Source organism: Sulfuritalea sp. (assembly GCF_017302275.1).
In the GTDB taxonomy this organism is placed as follows: Bacteria; Pseudomonadota; Gammaproteobacteria; order Burkholderiales; family Rhodocyclaceae; genus Sulfuritalea.
In genome coordinates, this window is sequence record NZ_JAFLDR010000011.1 from 1 (window position 1) to 19,102 (window position 19,102).

Annotated in this window: 20 protein-coding genes; 14 read left to right on the forward strand and 6 right to left on the reverse strand. The window is 64.0% G+C overall.

What is annotated here, in order from left to right:
• The first annotated feature begins 476 nt into the window (after positions 1 to 476).
• Genes J0M27_RS07780 through J0M27_RS07790 form a run of 3 tightly spaced genes read left to right on the forward strand, consistent with a single transcriptional unit; the run spans position 477 to position 1,566 of the window.
• Entirely contained in the window at positions 477 to 1,052 is a 576-nt protein-coding gene (locus J0M27_RS07780; protein ID WP_294989490.1) for a hypothetical protein, read from the forward strand.
• Positions 1,053 to 1,065: 13 nt separating this feature from the next.
• Complete coding sequence (locus J0M27_RS07785) at positions 1,066 to 1,347, forward strand: BrnT family toxin (RefSeq protein ID WP_294989493.1); 282 nt, start codon at positions 1,066 to 1,068, stop codon at positions 1,345 to 1,347.
• A gap of 9 nt (positions 1,348 to 1,356) precedes the next feature.
• Positions 1,357 to 1,566, forward strand: a complete 210-nt coding sequence (locus tag J0M27_RS07790) for a BrnA antitoxin family protein (RefSeq protein WP_294989496.1) — start codon at positions 1,357 to 1,359, stop codon at positions 1,564 to 1,566.
• A gap of 259 nt (positions 1,567 to 1,825) precedes the next feature.
• Here the strand turns inward: J0M27_RS07790 and J0M27_RS07795 are convergent, their stop codons facing one another.
• From J0M27_RS07795 to J0M27_RS07805, 3 genes are all read right to left on the reverse strand, one after another.
• Positions 1,826 to 2,338, reverse strand: coding sequence for a transposase (locus tag J0M27_RS07795; protein ID WP_365962417.1), 513 nt, complete (start codon positions 2,336 to 2,338; stop codon positions 1,826 to 1,828).
• A gap of 243 nt (positions 2,339 to 2,581) precedes the next feature.
• Positions 2,582 to 2,836, reverse strand: a complete 255-nt coding sequence (locus J0M27_RS07800; RefSeq protein ID WP_294989499.1) for a Txe/YoeB family addiction module toxin — start codon at positions 2,834 to 2,836, stop codon at positions 2,582 to 2,584.
• The gene (locus tag J0M27_RS07805) at positions 2,833 to 3,084 is read right to left on the reverse strand and encodes a type II toxin-antitoxin system prevent-host-death family antitoxin (RefSeq protein ID WP_294989502.1); all 252 of its coding nucleotides are present in this window, start codon (positions 3,082 to 3,084) and stop codon (positions 2,833 to 2,835) included. Before J0M27_RS07805 ends, J0M27_RS07800 begins: the two co-directional genes overlap by 4 nt.
• Before the next feature lie 431 nt (positions 3,085 to 3,515).
• Here J0M27_RS07805 and J0M27_RS07810 point away from each other — a divergent pair, with 431 nt between their 5' ends.
• Together J0M27_RS07810 and J0M27_RS07815 are read left to right on the forward strand one after the other, a co-directional pair.
• Positions 3,516 to 3,800: a hypothetical protein gene (locus J0M27_RS07810; RefSeq protein ID WP_294989505.1), complete on the forward strand. Its 285-nt coding sequence runs from the start codon at positions 3,516 to 3,518 to the stop codon at positions 3,798 to 3,800.
• A gap of 48 nt (positions 3,801 to 3,848) precedes the next feature.
• A complete protein-coding gene (locus J0M27_RS07815) occupies positions 3,849 to 4,724 on the forward strand; it encodes an alpha/beta hydrolase (RefSeq protein ID WP_294989508.1) in 876 nt (291 codons plus the stop codon).
• Between the two features lie 29 nt (positions 4,725 to 4,753).
• On the opposite strand, the gene J0M27_RS07820 is transcribed toward J0M27_RS07815, so the two are convergent.
• The 3 genes from J0M27_RS07820 to J0M27_RS07830 all read right to left on the reverse strand — a co-directional run bounded on the left by J0M27_RS07820 (position 4,754) and on the right by J0M27_RS07830 (position 9,166).
• A complete protein-coding gene (locus J0M27_RS07820) occupies positions 4,754 to 7,327 on the reverse strand; it encodes a [protein-PII] uridylyltransferase (RefSeq protein ID WP_294989510.1) in 2,574 nt (857 codons plus the stop codon).
• Between the two features lie 138 nt (positions 7,328 to 7,465).
• The gene (gene map, locus J0M27_RS07825; protein ID WP_294989513.1) at positions 7,466 to 8,275 is read right to left on the reverse strand and encodes a type I methionyl aminopeptidase; all 810 of its coding nucleotides are present in this window, start codon (positions 8,273 to 8,275) and stop codon (positions 7,466 to 7,468) included.
• A gap of 132 nt (positions 8,276 to 8,407) precedes the next feature.
• Positions 8,408 to 9,166 carry a hypothetical protein gene (locus J0M27_RS07830; RefSeq protein ID WP_294989516.1) on the reverse strand — a complete coding sequence of 253 codons (759 nt, stop codon included), beginning with the start codon at positions 9,164 to 9,166 and terminating at the stop codon, positions 8,408 to 8,410.
• Between the two features lie 299 nt (positions 9,167 to 9,465).
• On the opposite strand from J0M27_RS07830, the gene rpsB reads away from it, so the two are divergent.
• From rpsB to bamA, 9 genes are all read left to right on the forward strand, one after another.
• A complete protein-coding gene (gene rpsB / locus J0M27_RS07835; RefSeq protein WP_294989518.1) occupies positions 9,466 to 10,215 on the forward strand; it encodes a 30S ribosomal protein S2 in 750 nt (249 codons plus the stop codon).
• Positions 10,216 to 10,334: 119 nt separating this feature from the next.
• Entirely contained in the window at positions 10,335 to 11,234 is a 900-nt protein-coding gene (gene tsf / locus J0M27_RS07840) for a translation elongation factor Ts (RefSeq protein WP_294989521.1), read from the forward strand.
• Positions 11,235 to 11,247: 13 nt separating this feature from the next.
• Positions 11,248 to 11,964 (forward strand): UMP kinase, encoded by a 717-nt coding sequence (gene pyrH, locus J0M27_RS07845; RefSeq protein WP_294989523.1) that lies wholly within the window; start codon positions 11,248 to 11,250, stop codon positions 11,962 to 11,964.
• 8 nt (positions 11,965 to 11,972) lie between these two features.
• Positions 11,973 to 12,530: a ribosome recycling factor gene (gene frr / locus J0M27_RS07850; RefSeq protein ID WP_294989525.1), complete on the forward strand. Its 558-nt coding sequence runs from the start codon at positions 11,973 to 11,975 to the stop codon at positions 12,528 to 12,530.
• 106 nt (positions 12,531 to 12,636) lie between these two features.
• Positions 12,637 to 13,449: a polyprenyl diphosphate synthase gene (uppS, locus tag J0M27_RS07855; RefSeq protein ID WP_294989527.1), complete on the forward strand. Its 813-nt coding sequence runs from the start codon at positions 12,637 to 12,639 to the stop codon at positions 13,447 to 13,449.
• The gene (locus J0M27_RS07860; protein WP_294989530.1) at positions 13,442 to 14,245 is read left to right on the forward strand and encodes a phosphatidate cytidylyltransferase; all 804 of its coding nucleotides are present in this window, start codon (positions 13,442 to 13,444) and stop codon (positions 14,243 to 14,245) included. The genes uppS and J0M27_RS07860 overlap by 8 nt, the downstream gene beginning before the upstream one ends.
• Entirely contained in the window at positions 14,242 to 15,429 is a 1,188-nt protein-coding gene (ispC, locus tag J0M27_RS07865; RefSeq protein WP_294989533.1) for a 1-deoxy-D-xylulose-5-phosphate reductoisomerase, read from the forward strand. The genes J0M27_RS07860 and ispC overlap by 4 nt, the downstream gene beginning before the upstream one ends.
• Positions 15,426 to 16,799: an RIP metalloprotease RseP gene (gene rseP / locus J0M27_RS07870; RefSeq protein WP_294989535.1), complete on the forward strand. Its 1,374-nt coding sequence runs from the start codon at positions 15,426 to 15,428 to the stop codon at positions 16,797 to 16,799. Before ispC ends, rseP begins: the two co-directional genes overlap by 4 nt.
• A gap of 15 nt (positions 16,800 to 16,814) precedes the next feature.
• A complete protein-coding gene (bamA, locus tag J0M27_RS07875; RefSeq protein ID WP_294989537.1) occupies positions 16,815 to 19,094 on the forward strand; it encodes an outer membrane protein assembly factor BamA in 2,280 nt (759 codons plus the stop codon).
• Positions 19,095 to 19,102 lie beyond the last annotated feature (8 nt).

The window sequence follows — 19,102 nt, forward strand, 5'->3', positions numbered from 1 at the left end:
TGTCGTAGCATTCATTTGGACTTCCCCTTTCTGCACTTCAGATTGACTCACGAAAATTCAATCTTGGCACTTCGATGCCGGTCGGCCAACGCCGCCTGCGGGATGTGGGAAGTCCCCTTTTTAGTCATTCCACCGGACGCTGCGCGATGAAGCCGCGCAGCGCCTGTTACTTTGAATGTGTGCGCCAGGCATGGCGCGTTACTTCGTCGGTGAAAGTCCGATGGCCAGGTATTGCAGAGCCGAAGGCAAGGAGAAGGGCAAGGGCGTTGCCGCGAGGCGGGGTCTGAAGGAAGCCCAATCCAAAACTGCGGGACGATGAACAAAAACCGGATATGAGGCGTGATGCATTCGGGACGAGCGGGCACGTGACCGCGAAGTCCTCCATCTGCGGAGTAGGGTGCATTTTGTAAATCCGGCGTCTATGCAGTGAAGGTAACGCGTCTTACCCTGGGAGATCTCCCCGGTGCTTCGGAGCATTGAAGCTGGGCGTCTGGCAACGGCCGCTGAATACCGTGGAGAAGTCAGCAGAGGGCATAGTAGGCGACGCCACCGTCGAAGGCCCGAACGATGAAAGACGAAGGAGCGTGACGAAGAGAGACGGGAACGCATCTGACCACCCGAGCAATCGGGCTGCGGCCATGCCGCAGGATGAACTTGTCGCTGGATCGTCAGGACAACCCGAGTCGATTCACACCCAAACGCTGTTTGCCCAAGTGCTGGACCGGGGCAATTTACAGCGTGCATTGAAGCAAGTGCGCCGGAACAAAGGCGCGCCGGGCATCGACGGCATGACGGTCGATGAACTGCCAAAGTACCTCAAACACCACTGGCTGGAAATTCGCGCCCAACTGGACGCTGGCAGTTACTGCCCGCAACCGGTGCTGCGCGTGGAAATCCCGAAGGGCGACGGTAAAACCCGCCCCTTGGGCATCCCCACCGTGGTGGACCGCTTCATCCAGCAGAATGCACGGATGAATAGAGTTTTTCTACAGCCTCGTTCGGCCCCTCCAGTTCGCATTCGGAGTTGTTCTTGTCTAAGAACTACATTGTAGTTACACTGCGTACATGAGCGCACTTCACTTCGAGTGGGATGATCGGAAGGCTGTTGCGAACGCCAAGAAACATGGCGTGAGCTTCGATGAGGCCAAGTCCGTCTTCGTTGATGAGCGCGCCAAGCTGATCGACGATCCCGATCATTCAGAAGACGAAGACCGCTTTGTTCTTCTTGGCCTAAGCAGCGCGCTTCGCCTGCTGCTTGTCTGTCACTGCTATCGGAGCGAAAGCAACGTCATTCGCATCATTTCCGCACGCAAGGCGACTGCCAAGGAATCCAAATCTTATCCTTAGAGGTGCTACATGCGAAAAGAATACGACTTCTCCACTGCGAGGAAGAATCCATACGCAGCACAACTCAAGAAGCAAATTACCATTCGGCTCGACGAAGAGTCCATCACGTACTTCAAGGCAATCTCTGAAGACGTAGGCATTCCGTACCAGAGCCTCATTAACTTGTACTTGAGGGACTGCGCTGCTTCTCATCGCAAACTCGATCTCAATTGGAAATAGGCGCGCTTGTTATTCGCGTGGCCGAACCCGTCGTTCCAGAGGACGCTGCGCGATAGAGCCACGCAGCACCTCTGAACTCCCACGTTGAAGCTGTAGAAAAACCCCTTTTCATCCGCGAAAGCTCTCCTCAAATAGCGCGATTCCCATCGCGCCATTCGTCATTTCATCGTTTGAATTCTTGTCGCACCGTGTCGCCAGCGCCGACTTTCGTCAGGCGCCCCGCATCGGGTTCGCTCAGGGGCTTTCTGCCCCTCGCTCTCTACTGCGCCACCCCGTGGTGCGCCAGCTTCTCGATGTTGTGCACCAGGCAGTAGAGCTTCCACTGCGTATCGACCTTCTTCTGCCCACGCAGGGTGAAGCGATCCAGCCCCTTGTTGTAGCGGAGGTTGCCAAACACCGGCTCGACCGTGGCGAAACGTCCGCCATACAGCGCCCGCCCGCGCGCCGAATCGATCGCCCGCCGCATCAGGTCGGCGCAGCTCACCTGGCCGCCGGGCGCCCGCCCACGGAAGAAGGACACCTGCCGTGCCGGCGTCGTGTCCGGCTTGCGCAGGCACTTCTCGCGCAAGGTGCAGGGCCCGCAATCGCGCAACGCCCCCTGGAACTTCACCGCCAGATGGCCGTTGTGCTTGCAGTTGGCTCCGTTCTGGTAGAGGAGCTTCCCCGCCGGACAGATGCAGGTGCCGGCCGCTGCGTCGTAGTCGAAGTCCCTGGGCCGGTAATGGCCGGCGCCCTTCGTCGGATGCGCCTTGTCGCAGAGCGGATCGGGCAGCGCCTTGTATTTCCCCTGGCCCCGAAGCGTTCATCGCGCTTCCTCATCTGGTTGTCCGCGATCCGCGCCGGGCGGGCCTGCGCGGCCAGTGCCTTGAGGTTGGCATCCGAGTGGTGGCCGGCGTCCGCCGTGATCAGCGTGTCGGGCGTGCACAGCGCCGTGGCGGCCTCGACCCGTGCGTCCGGTGGTGTGGGAGGGGGGGGAGCCGTGAGGCTTCTCCCTGTCCCGATTGGACGTATAGAGTCAGTAGTGGAACCGAAGTTGCACGATTTCCAGCGCATCATTCACGACGCGATACACCATGCGATGTTCATCAGTAATCCGTCGCGACCAGAAGCCCGATAGCGCGTGCTTCAGCGGCTCTGGCTTACCCACGCCGCTAAATGGTTCACGTTGTGTTTCCCGAATCAGTTTGTTGATCCGCTCCACCATGCGCTTGTCTTGCCTTTGCCAATACAGGTAGTCTTCCCATGCCTCGTCTGCGAAGATCAGCTTCACTTCGTCAGCTTCCGCTCAACGCCCTTACCTCCGTTCAGTTGCGCAACGGCGGAGAGAAGTCGCTTGGCGTTGGCGGGAGTGCGCAAGAGGTAGGCTGTTTCCTCAAGCGCTTTGAAATCTTCGAGCGAGAGCATCACAACGGACTGTTCTCCGTTGCGCGTGATAATCAAAGCTTCGTGGTCATTGCAAACCCTATCCATTGCGCTGGCGAGGTTTGCGCGAACCGTGGTGTAGGTAATCGCGTCCATGGGCTTCTCCTTGAATGTACGTGTTACTGTACAGTAACGTGGGCTAGGTGTCCAGTATCGCCAAGACGTCCAAGCCGCACGCCTTGCTGAACGCGACGTAAAAGCCGTACACGGCGACGTCACTGCGCTACTCAACGCTGGCGTGCTTAACAAGACGGAGGACGGCCACATTGTTTTCCCATACGATGCTGTGAAAGTTGAGATTTTCTGTTACGGGCTGCATGGCGTGACTGCATTTCAGGGGCCGAACCCGTCGTTCCAGGGGGCGCGCCGCGATGAAGCTGCGTCGCGCCCCGGAACTTCGACGTTGGGCCTGACACTTGGCGATGGACGCTCAGTCCCGTGGGGCGCCGACTTTCGAAACGGGCAGCGGCGCGTTCCGCGTGCATCCGGCAGCGGGTAAAATTATAAAAAAACATGAGGGGAGCGCCATGAGGTATCGGATCGAGAAGCAGGGCGACGAGGTCGTCATCAGCTTCGAGGAGGTCGGCGGCGAGGCGCGGGAGGTGATCGCCGCGATCGACCGTTGCCGGCATGGCGCGCCGGCCTGCGCCGCAGGCGAGTGCGCCAGGATCGGCGAGTTGGGCACGCAGGGTGAAGGTGTCGCCATGGCGGTGCGCCTCAAGCCGCGCGCCGACACGGAGTTGGATGTGGCCAGCCTCGGCGAGTGCCTGAAGTACCATTTGCCGAAGCTGATGGGCACTGCATGCCGGTGAAAGGCCGGCGCCCCATCGGGGCTCGCTTCGGTTGCTGACAACAGGGCGATGGGCATCGGACTCCTTCGCGTCGGGATCGAGACCGTGTGGCGGGCGCTACTGCTGTCGGTTTTCCTTTCCGTCGCCGCGGCGGCGCAGACGGGAACGGATGCGGTGGCCGATCCGAACAGCGTGCTGGCCAACGAGATCGTGGGCGTCACACGCGGCGATTACAGCATTTCCGGGCTGGTGACGCGGCGGCCCGAGGCGAAGGTTTTCAAGCACGGCATCGCGCTGTTTCCCGGCTATCCGTCCATCATGAAACTGCGCGAGGAGGCGGGGCAGCCGCGCTTCGAACTGGGCGGCAATTTCCTGATCCGCGCGCGGCGCCACTGGGTGGACGCGGACACGCTGGTGATTTCGGTCGATGCGCCGTCCGACGAGTGGCGCAGCTTCAGCCAGTTGTTCCGCGCGCAGCCGCGCTACGGCGCCGACGTGGCGGCGCTGCTGACCGAGGCCGGGCGCCGCTACGGCATCGCGCAGTGGACCCTGGTCGGCCACAGCGAAGGCACGGTGAGCGCGTTCCACGCCGCGCGAATGAACCCCGCGCTGGCGCCGCGGCTGATCCTGACGGCGTCGCTGATGGTGGCGGGTCGCAACGGGCCGGGGCTTTCCGGCGTGGCCTGGAACGAACTGTCGTCGCGCCTGCTGTGGGTGCACCATGCCGACGATCCCTGCGCCTACACGCCTTATCACGAGGCGCGGCGCGTCGCCGAACTGACGCACGGCCCGCTGTTGACGGTACGCGGCGGCGGGCCGGCGCGCAGTGCGCCCTGCGAGGCGCGCAGCGCGCATGGCTTCGTCGGCGTCGAACGCGAGACGGTGGCGGCGATGCTGGAGTGGGTGCGGACCGGGCAGGTACCGGCCGAGGTGGGCGGGAAGTAAGGCGAAGGCGCGCGCGGCGCGTCGTCCGCTCAGATCTGCAGCACGGCCAGCAGGTCCTGTTCCAGGCGGACCAGCGTGGCGGTCTGCGCCAGTTCCTTGCCGCTGATGAGGAAGACGTCCTCGACGCGTTCGCCCAGCGTGGCGATCTTGGCGGTGTGCAGCGTGATGCGGTGCTGGCCGAGGACGCGGGCGATGGCGTAGAGCAGGCCGGGCCGATCGGCGGCGGTGATCGACATCAGGTACTGGCTGCCGCGTTCGTCGGCGCGGATCTCGACTTCGGGCGCCACCGGGAAATGCCGCACCAGGCGCGACAGTCGCCCGCCGAGCGCGGCCGGCAGTTGCGGCTGCGCGACGAGCAGTTCGGTGATGTCGTGTTCGATGAGGCCGATCATGTCGCGATAGGCCTGGCTGGCGTCGAAGGCGAAGACGACGAAGCTGTCGAGTGCGTAGCCGTGGCGCGTGGTGTGGATCTTGGCATCGACGATGCTGTAGCCGAGCCGGGCGAAGAAACCGCAGAGGCGGGCGAAGAGCAGTTCCTGGTCGCGCACGTAGACCATCACCTGCAGGCCGTCGCCCATGGGGTTGAGCCGCGCCCGCACCACCGGCTTCTCGGTCGACGGGCAGTGGTAGAGGATGCGCGCGTGCCAGGCGATTTCGTCGGCGGCGTGGCGCATGAAGTAGCCGGTGTCGAGCTGCTGCCACAATTGGTCTTCGATATCGGGCCGCAGGCCGTGGTAGCGCAGGACGCGGAGCGCTTCTTCCTGCCTTTCGGCGACGCCGGAGAGCTGCAGCACGGAGCTGCCCTTGAGCACGTTGGCGGTCATGCGGAACAGGTCTTCGAGCAGCTTGCCTTTCCACGAGTTCCACACCTTTGGGCTGGTGCCGCGAATGTCGGCGACGGTGAGCAGATAGAGCGCGGTAAGGCGGCGCAGGTCGCCGACGCGCGTGGCGAAGGCGAGCACGACTTCGGGATCGGCCAGGTCCTGTTTTTGCGCTACCTGCGACATGCTGAGGTGCTGTTCGACAAGGAACACCACCAGGTCGGCGTCGGCGTCGACGATACCGTGGTCCTTGCAGAAGCGCGCCGCATCCTTCTTGCCGAGTTGCGAATGATCGCCGCCGCGGCCCTTGGCGATGTCGTGGAACAGCGCGGCGATGTAGAGCAGCCAGCGCTTGTCGAAGCCGACCATCAGGCGCGAGCAGAAGGGATACTCGTGGGCGAGTTCGGGCATGGCGAAGCGGCGCAGGTTGCGCATCACCTGCAGGATGTGCTGGTCGACGGTGTAGACGTGGAACAGGTCGTGCTGCATCTGGCCGACGATCTTGCCGAAAGCGGGCAGGTAGCGGCCGAGGATGTCGAACTGGTTCAGGCGTCGCAGCGGGTGGATCAGGTGCTTCTGCTGGAACAGCTTGAGGAACAGGTCGCGGTTCTGCGGATCGCGGCGGAAGGCGGCGTCGATGGAGCCCTGCGCGCGCCACAGGGCGCGCATGGTGCGCGGGGTCATGCCCTTGAGCTCCGAGCGTTGCATCTGCAGCAGGAAGCATTCGAGGATGGCGCGCGGATTGCGCTGGAAGACGTCCTCCTCACGCACGTCGAGCAGGTCGCGCACCAGCTGGAAATGCTCGTTGATGACGATGGGGGGGCCTTGCCGGGGCGGCATCAGCCGGTCGGTCAGCACCTGCATCAGCAGCGTGTTGAGTTGTGTCACCAGTTTGGCGTTACGGAAATAATGCTGCATCAGCACTTCGGAGGCGCGCTTGGCCGCGGTGGCGGCCATGCCCATCGCCGCGGCGAGCTTCTCCTGGTGGTCGAACAGCAGGCGATCCTCGCGCCGGCCGGCGAGCAGGTGCAGCTGGATGCGCAGGTCGGACAACTGCCGGTCGGCGAGTTCCAGCTGGCGCACCTCGGGCATGGTGATGAGGTCGGCGTCGGCCAGCGACTTCCAGTCGTCGCCGATGCCCGATGCGCGCGCCACCCAGAGGATCACCTGCAGGTCGCGGATGCCGCCCGGGCTTTCCTTGCAGTTGGGTTCCAGGCTGTAGGGGGTTTCGTTGAACTTGGCGTAGCGCTCGGACTGCTCCAGCTGCTTGGCCTGGAAGAACAGCGCGGGTTGCAGCGTCGCGTCGTAGCACTGCTCGAATTCGGCGTAGAGCGTCCGCGCGCCGGCCAGGTAGCGGGCTTCGAGCAGCGAAGTCTGCACCGTGATGTCGCGTTCGGCCTCGTCGAGGCACTGGTCGATGCTGCGCACGCTGTGGCCGATGTCGAGGCCGATGTCCCAGAGCAGTCCGATCAGTTGTTCGAGCCGCGGTGCGGCCGTGGATTCCGTTTCCGTATGGCGCTGGTCGGGGACCAGGATCAGCAGGTCGACGTCGGAGCCGGGATAGAGCTGGCCGCGCCCGTAGCCGCCGACAGCCACCAGCGCATAGTCCTCGGGCATCGCAAGCGCGTCCCAGACGTCGTGCAGCACGCCGTCGACGAGCGCGGCGCGGCCGGCCAGCAGTGCGCCGCCATGCCCGGTGCGGCGCCATTCGGCGACCAGTTCCTGCTGCCCTTCGACCAGGCGGCGGCGGGTGGTCGCGGCCAGTTCGCGAAGTTCGCTCAATTGACCGCCTGCCCCCCGTCCCCCGGCCCACGGCAGGCGGCGACCATGGTTCGCGGGCTGCGCCCGCTCCGCCTGGTTGGCTGCGCCGCCCTTGGGGCGGCCCGGTGGGCGGCGCTCATGCTGCTCGGGCGGCCATGTTCAGGGATTGACGCGGATGTGGGGCGGGCAGGGTGGGGCACCGGCTGACATGGTCATCACCTCGACGCCGGTGTCGGTGACGCGCAGGGTGTGCTCGAACTGCGCGGAGAGGCTGCGATCCTTGGTGACGATGGTCCAGCCGTCGGGCAGCTCGGAGATCGACGCCTTGCCGGCGTTGATCATCGGCTCGATGGTAAACACCATGCCCGGCACCATCAGGGGGCCTTCGGTACCGCGGCCGTAATGCAGCACTTGCGGTTCTTCGTGGAAATTGCGGCCGATGCCGTGGCCGCAGAATTCGCGCACCACGGAAAATCCGGCGCCTTCGGCGTGCTTCTGGATCGCGGCGCCGATCACGCCCAGCGGCACGCCGGGGCGCACCTGGGCGATGCCGATCCACATGCATTCGTGCGTCATCGAGACCAGGCGCCGGGCGAGGATGGAGGCATCGCCGACGCAGAAGGTGCGGCTGGTGTCACCGTGCCAGCCGTCCTTGATGGTGGTGATGTCGAGGTTGACGATGTCGCCTTTCTTCAGCGCGCGATCGTTGGGCACGCCATGGCAGACCTGGTGGTTTACCGAGGCGCAGATCGACTTGGGGTAGGGTGCGTAGCCGGGCGGCGCGTAATTGAGCGGGGCGGGGATGCAGCCCTGCACGTCGACCATGTAGTCGTGGCAGAGCCTGTCGAGCTCGGCCGTGGTGATCCCGGGCTTGACGAAGGGTTCGATGTAGTCGAGGACTTCGCCCGCCAGGCGGCAGGCGATCCGCATCGCGGCGATGTCCTCGGCGGTCTTTATGGTAATGGCCATGGAAGCTCGGCTGTATCGGGGATGGGCATTCTACCGCCCATGGCGGCGCGAGCCACCCGTCGGCGCCGCAACGCGGGCAGGCCGAGTCGGCGACCGGTTGTCACCACCCGGCGGCGGCCGGCGGTCCTTGCCTCAGGCGAAGACGCGTTCGCCCTTGCGATAGAACTGCACCGAATAGGCCACCTGGCCATTGGGGTATTCCTTGGTTGCCACGGACTGGGCCTCTATCACGTAGGCAAGTTCGTCGGAAAGGCGGCCGCAGACCGAACTCATGCCGTCGAGCAGCCGGCTGCCGGGATAGGCGTTGAGCACCAGGTTGTAGGGCCGGCAGGCGTCGCACATGCGCACCGAACCGACGATGGGCGAGCCGATGATGGTCAGGTCGCCGACGATCGGCGTCAGGTAGCAGGGGCCGGCGTCCACACCGATCGAGAGGCCGATTCCGCTGGGTTCGTTGCGCATGTTGGCGACGAAGGCGGGATAGTAGTAGCTGCGGAAGTTCTCCATCACCGAGCAGCTGAAATCCAGCACCAGGTCCATGCAGTCGGCGAAGGATTTTTCGACCAGCCAATAGCAGATGAAGCCGTCGCCGGTGAACTTGTCGAACCAGCCGTCGTGGTAGTGCAGCACGGTGCGGAATTCGGCGACGAAATCGTCGAGGATCTTCGCGTACTGCGGAATGTCGATGGACTCCTTGAGCACCGCCGATGAGCGGCGGATATCCACCGTCAACACGACGGCCTCGATCGCCGTGGTTTCGCTGATGGCCTTGCGTATCGTCGGCGAGACATTGGTCCGGCTCGGATCGAAGCGGTCGAGCGGGGCATGGCTGTGAAACTGGTGCTCGATGCTGGTGTCCTGGGTGAAGCGGTTGAGGGCGAAAAGGCTCACGGTCTGTATCTCCTGGCGAGAGTGCAGCTAGTCTGGAGCGTGCGGCGAAGGCGAAAAATAGCACTGTTGCCATGGATACAGGCGAATTTCGGCGAATCCTTGCCGTTTTGGCTTCACACCGGTCCGGCGGCGCCGGCCTTGCGGCTTGTGTCGGGCCGTCCGAGCCGCTATAATCCCGCGTCTGTCCGGGATGGTCCCGGGCAAATCCACACGTTCGGCGCCGATAGGGTGGCTTGTCGCGGCAAGGAGGCGGCAAGCAGCACGGCCGGACGGAGGTTCAACCCAATCGGAGATAGTCCATGAGCACTACCATGCGCCAGATGCTGGAGGCCGGCGTTCATTTCGGCCACCAGACCCGTTTCTGGAACCCCAAGATGGCCCCGTTCATCTTCGGTCACCGCAACAAGATCCATATCATCAACCTCGAAAAGACGCTGGCCAAGTATCAGGAGGCGATGGCCTTCGTGCGCAAGATGGCGGCCAAGAAAGGCACCGTCCTGTTCGTCAGCACCAAGCGCCAGGCGCGCGAGATCATCGCCGAGGAAGCCCAGCGTTGCGGCATGCCATACGTCGATGACCGCTGGCTGGGCGGCATGATGACCAATTTCAAGACCCTCAAGCTGTCCGTCAAGCGACTCAAGGACCTCGAGGCGGCGATGGCGGAAGGCAATTTCGAGAAGCTGTCGAAGAAGGAAGCCCTGACGATGCAGCGCGAAATGGACAAGCTGAAGAAGTCCATCGGCGGCATCAAGGAGATGGGCGGGCTGCCCGACGCGATCTTCATCATCGACGTCGGCTACCACAAGATCGCCATCACCGAAGCCGGCAAACTCGGCATCCCGGTGATCGGCGTGGTCGATACCAACCATTCCCCGGAAGGTGTCAGCTACGTGATCCCGGGCAATGACGACTCCTCCGGCGCGATCCGCCTGTATGCCCGCGGCGTGGCTGATGCCATCCTCGAGGGCAAGAGCCAGGGGATCAACGAAGTGGTGCAGCAACTGGCCGGCGACGACGAGTTCGTCGAGGTCTCGGACGCGGCCGAGTAAGTCCGGGGCATTCAGCCACAACGTTCACGGAGGACTCGGGGAAGAACGGGGGGGTGCCCTCCTCTCCCGGTGCCCTCCGTGGCCAACAGGTTCTAAGATTCTGATTCTGGAGTAGAGCAATGGCGGAAATTACCGCAAGCATGGTCAAGGAACTGCGCGAGAAGACCGACGCGCCGATGATGGAATGCAAGAAGGCGCTGACCGAAGCCGGCGGCGACATGGGCAAGGCCGAGGAGATCCTGCGCGTGAAGCTTGGCAACAAGGCCAGCAAGGCGGCGACCCGCGTTGCCGCGGAAGGCGTCGTCGCCATCCACATGAGCGCCGACGGCAAGCTGGGCAGCATTTTCGAAATCAACAGCGAGACCGACTTCGTCGCCAAGAACGACGAGTTCCTCAGGCTGGCGGCGGACTGCGCGCAGCTGGTGGCGGAAAAGGGCCCGGCCGACGTTGCGGCGTTGTCCGCACTTCCGCTGGGCGGCGGCACGGTCGAAACCACCCGCGCCGCGCTGGTGGGCAAGATCGGCGAGAACATGAGCATCCGCCGCTTCGTGCGCGTCGCGGCCAAGGGCAAGCTGGCGTCGTACATCCACGGCGGTTCGAAGATCGGCGTGCTGGTCGATGTGGTCGGCGGAGATGATCAACTGGCCAAGGACCTGGCGATGCACATCGCCGCATCGAAGCCGAAGTCGCTGGATTCCAGCGGCGTGCCGGCGGAACTGCTGGACATGGAACGCCGCATCGCGATCGAGAAGGCGCGCGAAGCCGGCAAGCCGGAAGCGATGCTGGAAAAGATCGCCGAGGGCACGGTGCAGAAGTACCTCAAGGACGTGACCCTTCTCGGCCAGGTCTTCGTCAAGGCCGAGGACGGCAAGCAGACCATCGAGCAACTGCTGAAAGCGAAGGGCGCCTCGGTGGCGAGCTTCACGCTGTTCATCGTCGGCGAGGGCATCGAAAAGAAGGTCAACGACTTCGCCGCCGAGGTGGCTGCGCAGGCCGCCGCCGCCGCGGGCAACAAATAGGGGTCCGGCGGCGATGGCCGTACCGAAGTTTCGCCGCATCCTGCTCAAGCTGTCGGGCGAGGCGCTGATGGGTGACGATGCCTACGGCATCAATACGACGATGCTGGCCGGCATCGTGGCGGAAATCAAGGCGGTCACCGATCTTGGCGTCGAAGTCGGAGTCGTGATCGGCGGCGGCAACATCTTCCGCGGCATCGCCGGTACCGCAACCGGCATGGACCGCGCCACGGCGGACTACATGGGCATGCTGGCCACGGTGATGAACGCCATGGCGCTGTCGGATGCGATGCGCCAGGCCGGCATCAATGCCCGCGTGCAGTCGGCGCTGAACATCGAGCAGGTGGTCGAGCCCTATATCCGGGGCAAGGCGATCCGCTACCTGGAAGAGGGCAAGGTGGTGATCTTCGGTGCCGGCACCGGCAATCCCTTTTTCACCACCGATACGGCGGCGGCATTGCGCGGCTCGGAAATCGGGGCCGAGATAGTGCTCAAGGCGACCAAGGTCGACGGCATCTATACCGCCGATCCGAAGAAGGATGCCGCGGCAACCCGCTTCACGCGCATCAGTTTCGACGAGGCGATCAGCCGCAACCTCGCGGTGCTGGATGCCACAGCCTTCGCCTTGTGCCGCGACCAGAAACTTCCGATCAACGTGTTCTCGATCTTCAAGGCCGGGGCGCTGAAGCGCGTGGTGATGGGCGAGGACGAGGGCACGCTGGTTCACGTTTAGGAGGGCTCATGATTCCCGAACTTAAGAAGACTTCCGAACACAAGATGCAAAAAAGCCTGGAGGCGCTCAAGGCCGACCTGGCCAAGGTGCGTACCGGGCGCGCCCATACGGGCATACTCGACCACGTGATGGTTGACTACTACGGTTCGCCGGTGGTGATCACGCAGGTCGCCAACGTGACCCTGATCGATGCCCGCACGATCGGGGTCCAGCCTTGGGAGAAGCCCATGGTGGCCAAGGTGGAAAAGGCGATTCGCGATTCCGACCTCGGCCTCAACCCGTCCAGCCAGGGCGAGATCATTCGCGTGCCGATGCCGGCCCTGACCGAGGAAAGGCGGCGCGACCTGATCAAGGTAATCAAGCACGAGGGCGAGAACGCCAAGGTGGCGATCCGCAACCTGCGCCGCGATGCGATCGCCCACCTGAAGGACGCGCTGAAGAAGAAGGAAATCTCCGAGGACGACGAGCGGCGCGCCCTCGATGACATGCAAAGGCTGACCGACCGCTACGTGGCGGAAGTCGACCGCTCGCTGGCGGACAAAGAGAAGGACTTGATGGCAATCTGAGCCTGGGCGGCCGGAAACATGACCCGTCCCGGCGTCGCCGCCGGAGTGATCGAGTTCCGCTTGCCCGTTTCTGGGTCGCAGTCTTCTGTCTTCTGAAAGGCGTGCCATGGCAGGAAAATTCACCAGCTCGACCCAGGCGATCCCGGATGTGGGCACGGTTCCGCGCCACATCGCGATCATCATGGATGGCAACGGCCGCTGGGCGAAGAGGCGTTTCATGCCGCGCGTCGCCGGTCACAAGCGCGGCGTCGAGACCGTGCGGGCGATGGTCAAGGCCTGCATCGCGCGCGGCGTCGATTACCTGACCCTGTTCGCCTTTTCCTCCGAGAACTGGCGGCGCCCGGTAGAGGAAGTGTCCTTCCTCATGAACCTGTTTGTCAGCGCCCTGCAGAACGAAATCAGCAAGTTGCACGCCAACGGCGTGCGGCTCAAGGTGGTGGGCGACCTGGCGGCCTTCGAGCCGCGGCTGGTGGCGCTGATCCGCGAGGGTGAGGCGAAGACCGCCAACAACACCCGGCTGACGCTGACCATCGCCGCCAACTACGGCGGGCGCTGGGACATCCTGCAGGCCATGAACCAGCTCGCGCTGGCGCATCCGGAAAAGGCCGGCTCCTTCGGCGAAGCCGACCTGGCGCCGCACCTGGTGATGGCCTACGCACCGGAACCGGACCTGTTCATCCGCACCGGGGGCGAGAAGCGCATCAGCAATTTCCTGCTCTGGCAACTGGCCTACAGCGAACTGCACTTCACCGATACGCTGTGGCCGGATTTCGACGATGCTGCGCTCGATCTCGCGATCGCGTCCTACTGCCAGCGCGAGCGCCGTTTCGGGCGTACCAGCGAACAGCTCACCGGGCAGATTCCCGCCGTATCGCCAGCGCCGACTATCGAGTCGCCCGCCCGCCGCCGAGATGCTTAGGACGCGGGTCATCACCGCGCTGCTGCTGGTTGCGGGCCTTGCGCTGATCCTGTTCGCGCTGCCGCCGCTGGCGGCGGTGCTGGCCTTCGCCGCGATCGCCGCGCTGGCCGCATGGGAGTGGGGCGGGCTGATGGGTCAGGGGCAGCCGGCGCGTTTCATGTATGCCTTCGTGCTGCTTTTGTTCTGCTGGCAGCTTACGGTCGGCGCACCGGAACTGGTGCCGGTGTTGCTCGGCATCTCGGCGGCCTTCTGGATCTTCGTCGTGCCGCTGTGGTTCCGCTACAAATGGACCCTGACCGGCAACGACTTCTTCGGCTACCTGCTCGGCGCACTGGTGATACTGCCGACCTGGGCCGCGATGGTGGCCCTGCACGCGGTGGATACCTGGCTGATGCTGGCCGCCATGGCGCTGGTCTGGGTCGCCGATATCGCCGCCTACTTTTCCGGCCGCGCCTTCGGGCGCCACAAGCTGGCGCCGACCATCAGCCCCGGCAAGACCTGGGAAGGTGTCGCTGGCGCCGTCGTCGGCGTCCTGGCCTACGGCGGAATCGTATTCTCGTTTTCTCCGCTGGCGGGCAGGCTGCCGCTGTCCATCCCCGTCATCGTGCTGATGCTCGTCCTGCTCACCGCGGTCAGCGTGATGGGCGACCTGTTCGAATCGCTGCTCAAGCGCCAGGCCGGCATCAAGGACAGCAGCCAGTTGTTGCCGGGGCATGGCGGGGTGCTGGACCGCATCGACGCGCTGACCTCGACGCTGCCTCTGGCGGCATTGATTCTGTATTTTTTGCGCACATGAAGCTGACGGTCCTCGGCGCTACCGGTTCGATCGGCGTGAACACGCTGGATGTCGTTGCACGCCACCCCGATCGCTACGAAGTGCTGGCCCTGACCGGGCACAGCCAGGTAGACCTGCTCGCCGCGCAGTGCAAACGGTTTCGCCCCGCGTATGCGGTGGTGGGCAGCCCGACCGATGCCGGGCGTCTGGCGGGCCTGTTGCGCGCCGACGGCCTGCGCACCGAGGTGCTGCATGGCGCCGAGGCATTGGTCCGGGTCGCCGGCCTGGCCGAGGCCGATGCGGTAATGGCCGCCATCGTCGGCGCCGCCGGCTTGCCGCCGACGCTCGCCGCGGCTCGAGCCGGCAAGCGCGTGCTGCTGGCCAACAAGGAGGCGCTGGTGATGGCCGGCGCGGTGTTCATGGCGGACGTGCGGCGCGCCGGCGCGCTGCTGCTGCCGATCGACAGCGAGCACAATGCCGTGTTCCAGTCCATGCCCCACGACTACGCGGGCGACATGGCCCGCTCGGGCGTGCGGCGCATCCTGCTCACGGCATCCGGCGGTCCCTTTCGCACCTCGTCGCGGGATGTGCTGACCCGTGTCACCCCGGAACAGGCGGTCGCCCATCCCAACTGGGTCATGGGTCGGAAGATATCGGTCGACTCGGCAACCATGATGAACAAGGGCCTCGAAGTGATCGAGGCGCACTGGCTGTTCAATGCGCCGGCGGAGAAGATCGAGGTCGTGATCCATCCGCAGAGCGTGATCCATTCGCTGGTCGACTACGAGGATGGTTCCGTCCTGGCCCAACTGGGCAACCCCGACATGCGCACGCCGATCGCCAACGCACTGGCCTGGCCCGAACGGATCGATTCGGGGGTTGCAGCGCTCGACCTCTTCGCCGTGGGCCAGCTCAATTTCGAACGGCCCGACCTGCAGCGCTTCCCCTGCCTGGAACTAGCCTACCGCGCGCTGAAGGCGGAAGGAAACGCGGCGGCGGTACTCAACGCCGCCAACGAAGTGGCCGTGGCGGCTTTCCTCGAACGCCGCCTGTCCTTCCTCGGCATCGCCGGGTTGATCGCGGCGACGCTCGACGCCGTGCCGCAGGGGGCGTTGCCCGATCTCGACGCGGTGCTCGAGGCGGATCGCGAGGCACGCGTCGTCGCGCAGCAACTCCTGCAACGCATGCAGCCCGCATCGGCATGAGCCCGCTAGACCTGGCGTGGTACATCGGCGCATTCCTGCTGGCGCTTGCTGTGCTGGTCGTAGTGCACGAGATGGGCCACTACCTTGTGGCACGCGCCTGCAACGTCAAGGTGCTGCGCTTCGCCTTCGGCTTCGGCAAGGTGATCTGGATGCGCCGCGCCGGCCGCGATGGCACGGAGTGGGCGGTCTCGGCGTTTCCGCTGGGCGGCTACGTCAAGATGCTCGACGAGCGGGAGGGCGCGGTTGCCGCGGATGAACTGCACCGCGCCTTCAACAGGCAATCGGTGGGCCGCCGCAGCCTGATCGTCGCGGCCGGTCCGGCGGCGAATTTCCTGCTGGCAATAGTGCTCTACTGGTTCCTGTTCATGAACGGCGTGACGGAACTCAAGCCCCGTCTCGGCCAACCGCCGGCGGATACCCCGGCGGCGATGGCCGGAATTGCCGAAGGCATGACGGTGCGCGCGGTGAATGGGCAGCCGATCGCCACCTGGCAGGAATTGCGCTGGGAATCCATGCGGCGAGCGCTGGACAAGGAAGAATTGCAACTCGAGACAATCAACGCGCAGCGGGAAATCGGCGTGTTCCGCGTCGCGACCGATCGCTTCGATCTCGACGAACTGGAACGCGATTCACTGCGCCTGCTCGGCCTGGTGCTGTACCGGCCGCGCCTGCCGGCGGTGGTCGGCCGCGTCCTGCCCGGGTCGGCCGCTGCCGAGGGAGGCTTCCGTGCCGGCGACCGCGTGTTGTCGATCGACGGCAAGGCCATCGCCTACTGGGGCGAACTGGCGGCGACGGCAGGGGCAGCGGTGGATCGCCCGCTGCGTTTCGTGGTCGAGCGCGATGGCGGGCGAGTCGAGTTGACGGCAACGCCGCGTCTGGCGGAGGAGGGAGGGCGCAAATTGGGTCGCTTGGGGCTATCGGCGAAGGAGGGTAGCGGCGAAGCCTTCGAAATGACCACCGTGGTCAGCTATGGGCCGCTTGAATCCGTGACACGCTCACTGGCCCAGACCTGGGACACGTCCATCCTCAGCCTGCGCATGATGGGACGGATGCTGACCGGCGAATTGTCATGGAAGAACCTTTCCGGGCCGGTGACCATCGCCGACTACGCGGGTCAGTCGGCGCGGCTCGGCCCCGATTATTACCTGCGCTTCCTGGCCCTGATCAGCATCAGTCTGGGCGTGCTCAACCTGTTGCCGGTGCCTGTTCTGGACGGGGGGCATTTGATGTATTATCTCGTCGAATTTCTGAGGGGTGGCCCGGTCTCGGAACGGGCTCTGGAAATTGGCCAACAGATTGGTTTTGCCTTGCTGGCGCTGCTGATGGCTTTTGCCTTCTACAACGATATAACCCGTCTCGTCTCCGGCTAACCTTCTTCCAAGCCAATGAACAAAAAACTCCTCGCCGGTCTGATTTCCGCTTTGCTGGCGCACGCAGCCCATGCCTTCGATCCATTCCAGATCAAGGACATCCGGGTTGAAGGAATCCAGCGTACCGAAGCAGGTACGGTGTTTTCCTACCTGCCGGTAAAAGTCGGTGACACGATGAACGACGAGAAGGCGGCGGCGGCGATCAAGGCCCTGTTCGCCACCGGCTTCTTCAAGGACGTGCGACTTGAAATCGACGGACAAATCCTGGTGGTAGTGCTCGAAGAACGTCCGGCCATCGCCTCCCTCGAATTCACCGGACTCAAGGCCTTCAAGCCAGAGGACCTGAAAAAGTCCCTGCGTGACGTCGGCCTCGCCGAATCGCGCATCTTCGACCGTGCCGTGGTCGAGCGCGCGGAGCAGGAACTCAAGCGCCAGTACCTGGCCCAGGGCCACTATGCCGTTCAGGTGACGACGACCATCACGCCACTGGAGCGCAACCGGGTCGGCGTCAACTTTTCCGTCAATGAAGGCGACATCGCCAAGATCAAGCAAATCAATATCATCGGCGCCGGCGCCATGTCGGAAGCCGACCTGCTCGACCTGATGGTCCTGCGCACTTCGGGCTGGCTCACCTGGTACACCAAAAACGACCAGTATTCGAAGCAGAAACTGTCCGGCGACCTGGAAACGCTGCGTTCGCATTACCTCGATCGCGGTTACCTCGAGTTCAACATCGATTCGACCCAGGTCTCGATTTCGCCGGACAAGCAGGACATCTACATCACCATCAACCTGACCGAGGGTGAGCGCTATACCGTGTCGTCGGTCAAACTGGCGGGCCAGATGCTGTTGCCCGAAGAGGAGCTGACCAAGCTGGTGCAAGTCGTGCCGGGCGAGGTTTTCTCGCGCGAGAAGATGGCCGACACCACCAAGGCGATCAGCGAGCGCCTCGGCAACGAGGGCTATGCCTTCGCCAACGTCAATGCGGCGCCGGAACTGAACAAGGAAAAGCGCCAGGTGGCGTTCACCGTTTTCATCGATCCAGGTCGCCGGGTCTATGTCCGGCGCATCAACGTGTCGGGCAACACGCGGTCGCGCGACGAGGTGATCCGCCGCGAGATGCGCCAGGTCGAAGGCGCCTGGTACGACGGCGAGAAGATCAACAAGTCGCGCACCCGCGTCGACCGCCTGGGTTACTTCGACGAAGTCACGGTCGAGACGCCAGCCGTCGCCGGTGCCACCGACCAGGTCGACATGGAGGTCAAGGTCAAGGAAAAGCCGACCGGAAACATCATGCTCGGCGCCGGCTTTTCCAGTGCGGAAAAATTCACCCTCTCCGGTTCGGTGCAGCAGCAGAACCTGTTCGGCAGCGGCAAGCATATCGGCGTCCAGGTCAGCACCAGCAAGTCGAACCAGGTCTATTCGCTTTCGCATACGGATCCGTATTTCACGGTCGACGGCGTCAGCCAGGGCTTCGACATCTACACGCGCAAGACCGACACCAGCACCCTCGCGGTCGGCAGCTTCGGTTCCGATTCGGCGGGTGGAGGCGTACGCTGGGGGCTTCCGATCGCCGAGGACGACTACCTCAACGTCGGCCTGTCGATCGATCGCACCACGCTCAAGACCGATGCCAACAGCCCGCTGCGCTACCGGAACTACGTGACCACCTTCGGCGCCAGGAGCAATACGCTACTGACAACGCTGGGCTGGCAGAAGGACGCGCGCGACAGCCTGCTGGTGACCACCAAGGGTTCCCTGCGCCGCGCCGTGCTCGAGGTTTCGCTGCCGGGCAGCACGGCGACCTACGTTCGCGCGACCTACCAGCACCAGCATTTCTTCCCGCTCGACCGCAGGCTGACGCTGGCGGTCAACGGGGAAGTCGGCGTCGCCAGTTCGTATGGCAACAAGGACCTGCCGTTCTTCAAGAACTTCTATGCCGGTGGTATCGGTTCCGTGCGTGGCTTCGACTCCGGTTCCCTGGGCCCGCGAGATACGGCCCTCAACGAAGCGATCGGCGGCGACAAGCGCCTGATCGGCAACGCCGAGCTGCTGTTCCCGGTTCCCGGCATGGGGCGCGACAACTCGATGCGCCTGTCGGTATTCATGGACGCCGGCAACGTCTGGGGTTATGACAGCAAGTTCAGCCTGGGCAGCCTGCGTTACAGTGGCGGCGTCGCACTGGCATGGAATTCGCCAATGGGCCCGCTCAAGTTCTCCTATGCCAATCCGTTCAACAAGAAGGCCGAAGACAAAGTGCAACGATTGCAGTTCCAGATGGGTTCGGTCTTCTGATCCCGTTC